General features: G+C 61.7%; 15 protein-coding genes. 6 read left to right on the top strand and 9 right to left on the bottom strand.

Going from position 1 to position 11,521, the window contains the following annotated elements:
- The 4 genes from VEK15_20040 to VEK15_20025 form a co-directional block, all read right to left on the bottom strand.
- Positions 1–177: zinc ribbon domain-containing protein (locus VEK15_20040; protein ID HXV63001.1), on the bottom strand; the 177-nt coding region annotated here is incomplete at its 3' end.
- A gap of 81 nt (positions 178–258) precedes the next feature.
- On the bottom strand, positions 259–1,002 hold the full coding sequence (locus tag VEK15_20035) for a hypothetical protein (protein ID HXV63000.1): 744 nt from the start codon (positions 1,000–1,002) through the stop codon (positions 259–261).
- Positions 999–1,151, bottom strand: coding sequence for a hypothetical protein (locus tag VEK15_20030; GenBank protein ID HXV62999.1), 153 nt, complete (start codon positions 1,149–1,151; stop codon positions 999–1,001). The genes VEK15_20035 and VEK15_20030 overlap by 4 nt, the downstream gene beginning before the upstream one ends.
- A gap of 274 nt (positions 1,152–1,425) precedes the next feature.
- Entirely contained in the window at positions 1,426–1,770 is a 345-nt protein-coding gene (locus VEK15_20025; GenBank protein HXV62998.1) for a DUF1820 family protein, read from the bottom strand.
- 128 nt (positions 1,771–1,898) lie between these two features.
- On the opposite strand from VEK15_20025, the gene VEK15_20020 reads away from it, so the two are divergent.
- Positions 1,899–2,414 (top strand): DinB family protein, encoded by a 516-nt coding sequence (locus VEK15_20020; GenBank protein ID HXV62997.1) that lies wholly within the window; start codon positions 1,899–1,901, stop codon positions 2,412–2,414.
- Here the strand turns inward: VEK15_20020 and cutA are convergent.
- Positions 2,372–2,698, bottom strand: a complete 327-nt coding sequence (gene cutA, locus VEK15_20015; protein ID HXV62996.1) for a divalent-cation tolerance protein CutA — start codon at positions 2,696–2,698, stop codon at positions 2,372–2,374. The two genes, VEK15_20020 and cutA, sit on opposite strands and share 43 nt — an antisense overlap.
- 46 nt (positions 2,699–2,744) lie before the next feature.
- Between cutA and VEK15_20010 the strand changes: the two genes are divergently transcribed.
- Positions 2,745–3,092 (top strand): septum formation initiator family protein, encoded by a 348-nt coding sequence (locus VEK15_20010; GenBank protein HXV62995.1) that lies wholly within the window; start codon positions 2,745–2,747, stop codon positions 3,090–3,092.
- A gap of 184 nt (positions 3,093–3,276) precedes the next feature.
- Positions 3,277–4,053: a hypothetical protein gene (locus VEK15_20005; protein ID HXV62994.1), complete on the top strand. Its 777-nt coding sequence runs from the start codon at positions 3,277–3,279 to the stop codon at positions 4,051–4,053.
- Here VEK15_20005 and VEK15_20000 read toward each other — a convergent pair.
- On the bottom strand, positions 4,035–4,676 hold the full coding sequence (locus tag VEK15_20000; protein ID HXV62993.1) for a hypothetical protein: 642 nt from the start codon (positions 4,674–4,676) through the stop codon (positions 4,035–4,037). The two genes, VEK15_20005 and VEK15_20000, sit on opposite strands and share 19 nt — an antisense overlap.
- Before the next feature lie 217 nt (positions 4,677–4,893).
- Here VEK15_20000 and VEK15_19995 point away from each other — a divergent pair, with 217 nt between their 5' ends.
- Both VEK15_19995 and rnc read left to right on the top strand, forming a co-directional pair.
- Positions 4,894–6,939: a SpoIIE family protein phosphatase gene (locus VEK15_19995; protein HXV62992.1), complete on the top strand. Its 2,046-nt coding sequence runs from the start codon at positions 4,894–4,896 to the stop codon at positions 6,937–6,939.
- 104 nt (positions 6,940–7,043) lie between these two features.
- Complete coding sequence (rnc, locus tag VEK15_19990; GenBank protein ID HXV62991.1) at positions 7,044–7,754, top strand: ribonuclease III; 711 nt, start codon at positions 7,044–7,046, stop codon at positions 7,752–7,754.
- Between the two features lie 9 nt (positions 7,755–7,763).
- Here rnc and VEK15_19985 read toward each other — a convergent pair whose 3' ends face one another.
- From VEK15_19985 to VEK15_19975, 3 genes are all read right to left on the bottom strand, one after another.
- Complete coding sequence (locus VEK15_19985) at positions 7,764–8,339, bottom strand: FHA domain-containing protein (protein ID HXV62990.1); 576 nt, start codon at positions 8,337–8,339, stop codon at positions 7,764–7,766.
- 102 nt (positions 8,340–8,441) lie between these two features.
- Complete coding sequence (locus tag VEK15_19980; GenBank protein HXV62989.1) at positions 8,442–9,575, bottom strand: hypothetical protein; 1,134 nt, start codon at positions 9,573–9,575, stop codon at positions 8,442–8,444.
- Between the two features lie 468 nt (positions 9,576–10,043).
- Positions 10,044–11,231, bottom strand: coding sequence for a cysteine desulfurase family protein (locus VEK15_19975; protein HXV62988.1), 1,188 nt, complete (start codon positions 11,229–11,231; stop codon positions 10,044–10,046).
- Positions 11,232–11,339: 108 nt separating this feature from the next.
- Here VEK15_19975 and VEK15_19970 point away from each other — a divergent pair.
- On the top strand, positions 11,340–11,521 hold a 182-nt coding region (locus VEK15_19970), incomplete at its 3' end, for an enoyl-CoA hydratase-related protein (protein HXV62987.1).

Genomic DNA, 11,521 nt, shown 5'->3' with positions numbered 1-11,521 from the left:
TTGGGCAAGCTCCCGCGAACCGAGGCTTCCCGCGCCAGCGGTGTGGGCGGAAAACGTCGACAAGAGCCTTTCCAGCTTCGCGCTCTGGCAGGATGGGCACGATGCCCGTTCCTTGCCGCGAATCAAAGCCTCGAACTCCTGCTCACAAGTCTTACAGCGGTATTCGTAAATAGGCACGAAACATTGCCCTCAGTATCTCTCAGCACGAAATGGGATCGCGCGAGGCAACCCGAGCATACTCTCACTGCAACCCCACAATCAATGGTGGCGCGCTGTGACGCGCTCGAAGAACTCCATGTACGCCTTGCGGTCTCTGTATCCCGGCAGCGGTGCCTCGGCTTTGCCGCGCCAGAAGAAGAGAACGGTCGGAGCATGCACCGCCAGGTCGCGGAAGAGAAGCTCGACCGAAGCCAGGACCCTCCGCGCCTCGAGGGGGATTCCGTTTCGCTCCGAGACCTCTTCGACGAGCTCGGGCACCGCGGACGGATCGACGACGGCTGCCAGGGGGATCCCGAGCTCGCTCACGGCGGCGACGATCTCTCCGTAGCCTTCGACGGATAGCGGGAGATGCGGCGACCACAAGAAAACAACGAGGCGGTCTTTCGCCGCAAGCAGCCGCTCCAGGTCTCTGTCGGTAAATCCGTTCTCCAGCTCCGTCGCGGAGAGACCGGGAAGCTCGGTGAACGTGGGATTGCAGCTGCCGTCGAGCTCGACCGACGTGCCGCTCCACGCCTCGGTCCGAAAAAGACGCACGGGCTCGAACGGCGATGACGGGTTTTCGACGGTGATCCATACACCCAGTCGAGCCGTCGAGATTCGGTACCGCCCCTGACCATCGATCCCCGGCGGGGCGCGCAACACTTCGTTCGAAGCGTTCCACTCCCGCAATAAATTCTTGACTTGGGGCGCGCAGCGCAGCCGTTTCAGCAGTTGCGAGACCGATTCCGGCTCGCTGCGTGCAGGCGTCAGACCGAGCGCGAGGATGACGACGTAGGGGGTCACCGAAGGAATAGCACTGCCGTTACCGGCCCCACTCTGACCGCAAGGGGAAAATGTATCTCCATCGCGAGTTGGGCCCACAGCTGGCTCAGGACGAACAACCCGAAACTCAAAACGGCGATTCTGGCAACGCGCTCACGGGTGATGGACACGGTATGACTCCTCGAATGCAGGTCGGGGGCACGTGAGATCGAGAATGAACGGGATGAACTTCGAGTCTTCACGACGGCCACATTATCGTGAGCGCCTCGAAAAGTGTCTAGAGTAAGTATTTCCCCCTCGGGAGAATGCCCGCGACAAGCTCGAACAATGGCCAGTTCCGTGGCCGAATCCCCACAGTCTCGCGATCGGCAAAGACCCGCGTATAGAACGAATCCGTAGCTTTCTCCCCACCCTAGCAGGGAGTGAGGCCACGGCCAAGCGTTGCTACTTCCCTGGCCCCCCGCGTGGCAGCAGGGTCGGAAATGGGCGGACCTTGCCCTCTCCGTCCTTCGGCGTCGTGATGCGTCCGCTTCCCCCTTTTTGCACTTCGTCGATACGCACCACCGCGTGTAGCGGGACGTAGGTGCGATTGACCCCTTCGAACTCTCGCTCAAGGCGCTCCTGTGACGGGTCGATGACTACCGTACTCTTCTCCCCGAAGACGAGCTCTTCGATCTCGACGAAGCCGAACAATCCGCCCTGAGTAACCTTTCGCGCATAGATTTCGTACACTTCGCCTTGGTTATAGAATGTTACTTTGTAGATCCGCTGCGTTTTCTTGTCGGGCACTGGCGGGATCTTATCAGTGGCCCCCTCGCCCGACCAATGCCGCCCTCCGGTTTGACTTCGGTGCACCGACTCGGCGAAGCTGGCGGCCTGCGGGAGGCGCGACCCCGCGAGCCCCACGGAGGTGAATCGTGACACGCGACGAAGCCTTGACTCTCTTTTCGTACGACAGCTGGGCCAACGACCACATGTTCGAGGCCGTTTCGCGGATCGGCCGGGATGCGCTTCACGAGGACCGAGGCAGCTCGCATCGCAGCATCTTCGGAACGCTCTTGCACATCGTCGCCGCCGAAGAGGTCTGGCTCTCTCGCTGGAACAAACGGCCGCTGGCAAAGCTAACCGGGGTGGACGACGTCCCGACGCTCGATTCGTTGCGCCTTTTTTGGGATTCGGTGCGCGAGGCACGAGATCGTTTCGTCGGCGGGCTCGCGGACGATGTCGGCGGTGACGTCACGATCACGACGACCGAGGGCGACCGATATCGGCACAGTTTCGCCGATATGTTCCGCCATCTCGTGAACCACTCTTCGTACCACCGGGGACAGGTGGCGGCCATGCTCCGGCAAATCGGCGAAGCTCCCCCGGCGACCGACTTGATTCGCTTCTATCGAGAGCGGTCGACGCAGTCGTCGACCCAGGCGAGGTAACCGGCCGAGCCCCGTTCGACCGAGAAGGCAATCAGCTCGGGAACGTCGTAAGGATGTATCTCGTCGATCGCCGTCGCGAGCGCGTCATATCGATCCGCCCGGGTTTTCATCAGCAAGAGGTGCTCGGTTGCTTCTTCGAGCTTCCCCTTCCAGTAAAACACGCTGCGAACGCCGGGCACGACGTTCACGCAGGCCACGAGTCCGCGCGTCACCAGCTCTCGTGCAAGCCGAACGGCGGCTTGCTCTGTGTCCAGCGTAGTAAGAACCGTCAGGTAGCCACCCATCGTTTCCCGTTAACCCCTTTGGTTGATATCATCTAACGTTGGACCCATGACCGCAACGGCCTCCTCCACGCTCGCCGGACGCGCGCGCCGTCTGGGGGAGTCGACTCTGAAGAAAAAGGCCCTCGCCCTCGCGGCTTTTCTGACTCTCGCCGTCTCCGCTCTGAACGCACTCTTCGGCGACCGTGGCTTCTTGAGCCTGGCCCAAACAAGGGAACAGTACCAGGCCCTCGTCCAGGAGGTGGAGTTTCTGGAAAGAGAGAATCGTCGGCTGGAGGCGGCAATTCAATCCTATCGGCAAGACCCTCTCGTGATCGAGCGGAGAGCACGCGAGGTACTGGGTATGGCGAAGCCGGGAGAGATTGCCGTTTCGATCCGGCATCTCGCCCCCCCGTAAAGAAGCTGTCGCGCTCTCGTGCAGATCGAAGAGCTGGCCTCTCCGACAACGGGCGACGAACGGTTCTCCGTGCCGCGGCGCATCGCATCCGGGCGATACCGATCGATTCGAACGGCCGCGGACTTGAAATAGACTGGGGCCCGCCGTGGTGCGAAAGACACCCTCTTCGTTGGATTACCAAGCCTTGCTCCACGAGCTGGCTATCACCAACTGGCGGCGATCGCTGGTCGATCGGGATTTCAGAAAGGCTCGGGAGAACGCAGAGCGACTCGCTGAATCGACCGAGCGCCTGTGGAAGGGGATCGGTTATTCGATTCTCGCGGTTACGGAGCTCAGTCGAGGTTTTCGGGACGCCGCCCTTTCGGCATTGGAAACCGCCGAGCGCTTCTTCGCGGACCTCCCGGCGATGGCTAAGTCCCAACGCGAGCAAGCCGCCCACATCTTGCTGGAGTCAGGCGAGCCGGCTCGCGCGCTCGAACGGGCTTCTAAAGAGTCGTTGTGGCGCGGAGTGGCGCTCGCGCGCCTGGGTCGCTCGGAGGAGGCGGCGACGATCGCGGATGCTCTGGCCCCAAGGAGCGAACCGCTTGCGGCTTATTTGCGGTGGGAGCTCGAGCGTGACATCGGCTCTCTGCAGCGCGCCGAAGACGCGCTGCTCTCCTGGCAGGTCGCGGTGCACCAACCTTCGACACCGATTCGATACGCGCTCGCGCGAAGGCTCGAGGTTTCTGGCAGGGGAACGGAGGCCCTCGCTCTATACGAAGAGATCGTCAGCATTCCCGATGCCTTGCTGTACTGGCCAGTGCCCTTCGTCCGTAGCCACTTTCGCAGAGCGCGACTCCACGGCGCCGCGGGAGACCTCGGCCGTGCGCGGGAGGCGAATCTCCTGTTCTTGTCGTACTGGCAAGATGGCGAGCTCGATCGCGACGACGTTGCCGAAGCCGCTCAGCGGGTCAGCTCGTAGGCGAGCCGGACTTCCTCTCCGTGGCGGTCGACCACGAGACGCAGCTCGTCGGTGTCGGTCAGCCGCGCAAGGTGCTCCCACAACTCCGGAAGACTTCTCAGCGGCTCGCCGTTCAAGCTCATGATCACGTCGCCAGGGACGAGTCCCGACTCCGAAAGAAGAGTCCCGTCGGGAATTCGGTCGATGCATAGCCCGCTGATTTCCCCATCGACGATGCGAGGCGTCAGTTTCGTATCGCTGAGGATGAGGGGAATTTCCTTCTCCAGCCGACGCTCGGCGGTCGCACGAGGAAAGCTTCGCCGAATCCAGACCCTCTCGGCGACGGTCTCGCCCTCGCTGGGCCGGCTCTCTCCCAGAAGGAAGATTCTCAGCTCTTCGGAGCGTCCCCGAAGAAGTACGGAATCTCGATCCACTTCGGCAAGCACGTACCCGCCGTAGGATTGACCGATCCTCAGGGGCCGGGCTCTCAGGCTGCCGCTCCGCCTCACCAGCGCGATGGAGTTGGCGGGATTCTTCGCCACGATGACGCCATCGAGAACGAGATCGACGAGCTCATTCGCGGGGCGAGGCGGCTGCACCGAGCTCAGCATGGCAAGCGTCAAAGTGAACAGGCTGGCAGTCATCGGGGCGCGTTCCGTGAAAAGGATACCGAGGTGCCCGGGTTACGTCAAACCCCTCAATATCATGAGGCGAACATTCCTTGTGCTATATTGCCAGCATCCTAACCGGAGCCCGGCCGAACGAGCCAGCAGAGGCGCGGGTTTTCGCGTTGCGACGATGAGGGAATGATCCGGTGGTGGTTGTCCTAACCGCGAGTGGTTAATGGACGTCGAGCCTCTCATGCCAAGGTTGCCACGCGGGAAGCAAGGTCGAAACCTCGGCTTTCTCCTCCTGAGAACCCGTAGCGGACAGGTTCTGCTCCTCCTCGTTACCGTCCGTTTCTTGGGAGCGCTCGGACTCGTGCCGAGTGTCCTGAGCACCGCGGCAACGGTAGGACTCTGGGTGTACGCGGCCGTTGTCGTTCTTTGGGCCGTTGCGGGCCTGCGTACGAAACTCCTTTGGCGGATCCGGCGCAAGCTCATCATCTCGTATCTCCTCATTGGGCTTGTGCCAACGCTCCTGATCCTCTTCTTTTTCCTCATCGGCGGATATTTCATCATTGGTCAGGTCAGCTCCTATATGTTGAATACCGCGCTCCAAAACAAGGAGGCCGAGGCGTCCACGGCTGCAGAAATTGCACTTGCGGAAGTTCAAGCCCTGGCAGGTACGAAATCCTATCTTCACGAGCGTGAGATCGTGGACGTCCTCCAGAAGAGGCTCGCCGTGCTGCAAAAGAGCTTCCCTGGCTCGGGCGCCGTGTATCTCGAGCATCGTCGGGGACGAATCCAGCGCGTGGTAACGACCGACGGCTTCGTTGGCGCTCCCAACGTGGGAACGAACCTTCCTCCCTGGTTGGAATCGTCCTACCGGGGCCCCATTCGTTCGGCGAGCCAGAGTTATCTCGGTGGCAGCTCCTTACCGACCGGTTCCAAGGAGAGCGTGAGCGTCCTGGTCGTTTCTCCGCTCGACCGCGTTCTCGAAGATGCGGCCGGGGAGATCGGGTTTCACATCGATCAAATCCTGACGAGCGTCGCGAATGAAGACGGCTCCGCCTTCGTGCCAACGAACCGAGATCCGTCACTCGCGCCAACTCCTCTCGGCACGCGTCCCTTCACTCTCCCGTGGCTCACCTTGCTGCAAACGAGGAATCTCGACGAACCCCGGGCCAACGAGACAGACCTCGTTTTCGTGCAATTCGGCTTCGCCCCGATGGGTCTGTATCATAGCGTCGCCTCGAACGCCCTCCAGCTCGGACCCGACGGTCCCGATCTCGGCCAGCTCATTCTCTTCGCTCTGCTGCTCCTCGCGGTGCTGTTCTTCGTCATCGAAGTCTCGGCGATATTTGTCGGCCTCGTCCTCGCGCGCTCAATCACCAGCTCGGTTCACGCTTTGAGCCAGGGCACCGATCGGGTCCGGCAAGGGGACTTCGGTTACAAAGTCCAGGTTCGTTCGCGGGACCAGCTGGGTGAGCTCGCCGACTCGTTCAATTTGATGACGACGAGCATCCGTGATCTGCTTCACCAGTCGGCGGAGAAAGAACGACTCGAGGAAGAGCTGAGGGTGGCGCGCGCGATTCAAATGAGTCTGCTCCCCAAGGACCGGGTGAGCGTCCCCGGCCTCTCCATCGCCGCCCTGTGCCTCCCGGCGACGGAGGTGGGGGGCGACTACTATGATTTCATCCCCCTCAGGAACGACAAGCTAGCGCTTCTGATCGCCGACGTGTCGGGAAAGGGCACTTCAGCGGCGCTCTATATGGCGGAACTGAAAGGGCTCGTGCTGTCACTGAGCCAGATCTACGAATCCCCGAGGAAACTACTCGTCGAGGCAAACAAGATCCTCTCGGCGAACCTGGACAGCCGGAGCTTCATCACGATGGCCTATGCGGTAATCGATATGAAGCAGCGTTCCATGACCTACGCCCGCGCGGGACACAACCCCCTCTATCATCTGACCCCGGACGGAGGTCACGCTCGAACGCGGGTGATCGCGCCCGACGGTCTCGGCCTGGCGCTCGACCGCGGGGCTCAGTTCGAGAAGATCCTTCAGGAGCAGAGCATCGCGCTTCGCTCGGGAGATCTCTTCCTCTTTTTCACCGACGGGTTGTCCGAAGCGATGAACACACGCTCGGAGCTTTTCGGTGAGGATCGGCTCCGCGCCGTTATGGAGGAGAACGCCGACCTACCGATGGATGAGCTGCGCGAGAAGATCATCGACGAGGTCTTCAATTTCGCCGGTGGCGCGGTTCAGCACGACGATATGACGATGGTCCTCGTCAAAGTCCTGTAGTACGATAGAGTATCCATCGTTGAGTTGTCGCTTCCGTGGGTGCTAGCACGACGATCTCTCGAGAAATCACCACGATCGAGGACCAATCCGGGTAACGATCCAACGTGACGACGCCCATCGCCGCCGACCAGTCTTCGTTCGAGGAGACGATCGGCCACCGGTTCCGCCAACCCGCTCTCATGGAGCGGGCTCTTACTCATAAGTCCTTTGCCCACGAGCGGAATACGCGACTCCACAACGAGTCGATGGAGTTTCTCGGTGACGCGGTTCTCGGCTTCGTGATCACCGACGCCATCTATCGCGAGTTCTCCGAATACAATGAGGGCCGCAAGTCGAAGATCAAGGCTTTTCTCGTCAGCGCGACGACGCTCGCTCAGCTCGCGCTCGAGCTCGGTCTCCCGATATACCTCAAGCTAGGCAAAGGTGAGGAGAAGACTGGGGGCCGAAAGAAAAGGGCCCTGTCCGCAAACGCGTTCGAGGCGTTGGTGGCGGCCGTCTATCTCGATGCGGGTTTGACTGCAGTCCGCACGTTTCTCGAGCCGCTCTACGCCCCCCTCTTCGACGCGATTCGCGAGGGTCGCGCCGTCGTCGAAGATCCCAAGACCGTACTCCAAGAATATCTCCAAGCGAATGCTCTCGAGCCAGCGAAGTACACTGTGACCGCAGAGACCGGCCCGGAGCACCTGAAGACGTTTCACGTGGAGCTCGTCGTGGGAAGCGCTGTATTGAGTCGAGCCGACGGACCCACGAAGAAGAAGGCGGAGCTCCTCGCCGCCAAGAAGGCCATGGCGGTGCTTCGCCGAAAAGAGGAATAATCGCGCCTGCTACTCGCGCGCGGTGACGATGAGCATCATGACGTGCTCACCGATGCGGAACTCATGGTGGTTCTCGAGCTCCGTCCTTTCGATCCGTTCACCCTGGACGAACGTTCCGTTGGTGCTGTTCAAGTCGGTCACGACGACCCGCGAGCCGAGAATCTCGACCGTTGCGTGCTGTCGCGAGCATTCGGGATCATCGAGCACGATATCGGCGTCGGATCTCCCTATGGTGGTGCGCACTTTCGTGATCTCGAAGATCTGACCGCTGGCGCGCCCCTGCAATACCGCCAGCGAGTACTTCTTGTCCGGAGGAAGCTGAAGAAGATCGGCAGCCTTCTGACCCGAAATCGTCTCCTCCGCGATTCTCTGATCGGAGCGCAGGCGGGTGACTCGGGCCGTCGAATCCTGATCGCTGCGCGGTTCGCCCGTGGCTGCGACCGCGGCCACCTGCGCTTCGGCTACCCCTACGTCGATGGTACCCCCGCATTTCTTGCACTTGGCACTTGCGCGCGCTCGGCCGCGAAGCTGGCTCTCGTCGAACCGATACTTGGTCTGGCAGTTGGGGCAGGCGACACGAATCATTTCGTTTCTGGGTGAGCGATGGAACTCGATTTATTTTCTGATTCTATCATTTTGTGCCGCGGCCTAGAAGGGTCATCCCCGACGCTGAAGAGCCCCCCGGGCTCAGCTGTGCCGTCGTTTCACGAAATGTTGCCACTCGCGGATCAGTTCGTATTGATCCTTCCCGGTGAGCCGTCGCAAAGCCGAGTCGATGTCGGCTCCTTCCCCTAGGTGCTTGAGCAGGTCGCGGACTCCACCCATGCCTCGCAGCCGGATCAGATAATCGACGATCGAGGAGGACGCCGGGTAGAAGAGCCTGACGTCGCACCGAGTGGTGACCAGACACGATTCGAAGGTCTTGCCATCGTTTATCTGCTTCGCGAGCATGGGCCCGAGTCGTTCGCCATCGGTCCCTTCCACGTACTGTGCAAGTCCCTCGTGTAGCCATCGTGGAGCGTTGGTGCCGGCGCGAACGTGGATGAACGCGTGCGCCAGCTCATGGTGAAGGGTGCTGCGGATAGGCCCGTCGAGGCTCGAGAGGCCTTGCACCGGAATCCGGATCTTGCCATCGAAGTAGCCCGCTGACCAGTGAGGCCCCCCCATATCTGTGTAGGAGCGCCGCGAATAGAGGACGACGACGACGGGCTGGGATGGCTCGAACCCGAGCTGCGAGACGAGCGACGCGTAGCTCCTTTCCATCGTGTCGAGTACCAGACGACCCGTGTCCTCCATCGTCTCGCCCTCGTACGAGACGATGAAATGCGAGAGCCTCTTTTGATCGAAGCTGGAAGCATTTCTGGCGTCACGGAGAGCCGCCTCGAGTGAGGCGCGGTGACGCGGATCCTCGCCAATGGCAAGAGCCTTCTCGAATGCCTCGACCGCCTTGTCCAGCTCTTCGCGAAAGTAGTGCGCCTTGCCGATGAGATGATGCATTTCCGCGCTCTCCTCGCTCCCATAGGCGAGCGCGGCGCGCGCCCACCGCTCCGCCATCTCCCAGCGCTCCTGGTGACCGTAGACCACGGCTCGATAGGTCGCAATGTCCGCGGGGGAAGCACCCCAGGCCTCGGCTCCGTCCAGATAGCGCAGCGCCTCGTGAAAACGGCGGGAGCGGACTTCAGCGGATGAAAGAAGTAGGTGCGCCTGCACGACGTATGCTCGAACCCTCTCGCTGTCGGGATGATCACCCGCCACCCTGATAGCGAGATCGAGTAGGGATGGGCTCACGCTCCGCTCGGTGAGCGGTGGGAGATTGGGCACGGGATGGCTCTCGGCTTCGCGGACGGGCCCAGGGCCGAGCGACACAGAGGGCAACGAGTCGCGCGAAATGATCATCGTCTCCGCCTGGGGGGTCGGATCGGGACTGACGGGAACGCCGTCGGACAGACCGTTCCCATCCTGGGCCGGTTCGCTCGCTGGGGGCTCTGTCGACTTCGGAGGAGCCTGTCGCGAGCGCAAAACCACTAGCCCGGCCGCGCTCAATGCCGTGCTGAGCAGCGCAACATTGAAGAGAGACGAGATGGTGGAACGGCGGGGAGAGGCTCGAGCGCCTGTGCCACGCCCCGGAGCCATCGCTGGTCGTCTTCGTCCAAACTTCGAAAAGACGATGCCGCATCGAGCGCAGGAGGACAGGCTCGGCTCGGAAATGCGGTATCCACATTTCGGGCAGTCCACCGTAGCCTCCTCAGAGATTAGTCGCCGATATGGATTGCGAAAGTTTCGAAATCGCTACGATGCGCCAGCGCCCATCGCGCTCCCGACGCCCGCCCTGACACTCGAGACCGCGCGCAGAATTGCGTCCTTCAACGCGCCCACGTGGGGTTGCTCCGTATAACGACCGAGGCTGACCCTTATCGATCCCTGAACCTGTTCGGGACCGAGACCGAGTGCGAGGAGAACGTGGGAAGGCTCGACCGAACCCGACGAGCAGGCGGCTCCGGTGGAAACTGCGAAGCCGTCCCGGTCCAGAGTCTTCATCAAGCGCTCTCCATCGACGCCATCGAAGCGAAAGCTCACCGTGTTGGGGGTTCGCTCTGAGCCCAGCCCGTTGACGTGACTTCCGTCGATTCCCCTCAGAATCGAGGCTTCGAGACCGTCGCGGAGGTCACGAAGCCGTCGTGACTCTCGCTCGAGCGTCGATGAAGCGAGCCGCGTCGCCCGGGCAAGACCGACGATCCCCGGCACGTTCTCCGTTCCGGGTCGCCGCGAGCGCTCCTGACCTCCCCCGCGGAAGATGGATTTGAAGGGAACCCCTCGTCGAACGTACAGAGCGCCGGTGCCTTTCGGGCCGTAGAACTTGTGTCCCGAGAGCGACAGGAGATCGACACCGAGCTTCTCCACGTCGACGGGAATCTTGCCACAGGCTTGCACGGCATCGGTGTGAAACCGAGCCCCGGCGTCATGCGCAAGCCGCGCGAGCTCCGGTATGGGGGCAATCACTCCGGTCTCGTTGTTCGCGTACATCACGGAAACGAGAGCCGTATCGTGGCGGAGAACCTTCTCGAGCGACTCGGGGCTGACCCGGCCCGCCTCGTCCACATCGACGTAGCTCACGTCATATCCTGTCTTGGCCAGCCGCTGCATCGGGTAGAGGACCGCGTGATGTTCAGTGGGTGACGTGACCAGGTGCCTTCTTTCGTCGCCCCCCGCTTCGAGTCCTGCTAGGAAACCGAGAATCGCCAGGTTGTCGGCCTCCGTCCCCCCCGCGGTGAACACGATCTCCCTCGGGCTCGCGTTGAGGAACGCTGCCACCTCTCCGCGCGAAGCGTCGACCGCCTCTCGTGAGGGCCGGCCCAATGAATGGATGCTCGAGGGGTTGCCGTATCGCTCCCGGAGGTAGGGCATCATCGCGTCGAGCACTTCCGGGGCCAGCGGCGTCGTTGCGTTGTAATCCAGGTAGACTTCTTGTCTGGTCATTACCCTGACCCTGTTTCTTTTCTACCACAAACGGGACTTCGAAGCCCACCGGCGTCGCGCGGCGCATCGCGTGTCAATCCATTTCGCCCTGTGTTAGCATGGACGCTTATGGATGACATCCTCGACCCGATCCTAGCGGCGCGCGAGCCGCGAAAGATCGAGAACGTCCAGTATCTGCTCGACGACGGGGTCGCAAGGATTCGTTTCAAGCGGCCCGAAGCGGCCAACGCGCTCAACCTGGCGGTTTTGGAAGACCTCATTCACGCGCTAGAGCAGCTGGAGCTCAAGGA

The organism is Vicinamibacteria bacterium (assembly GCA_035620555.1).
In the GTDB taxonomy this organism is placed as follows: Bacteria; Acidobacteriota; Vicinamibacteria; order Marinacidobacterales; family SMYC01; genus DASPGQ01.
Note: the sequence above shows the minus strand (reverse complement) of the source record. Positions and strands in the feature narration are given on the sequence as shown.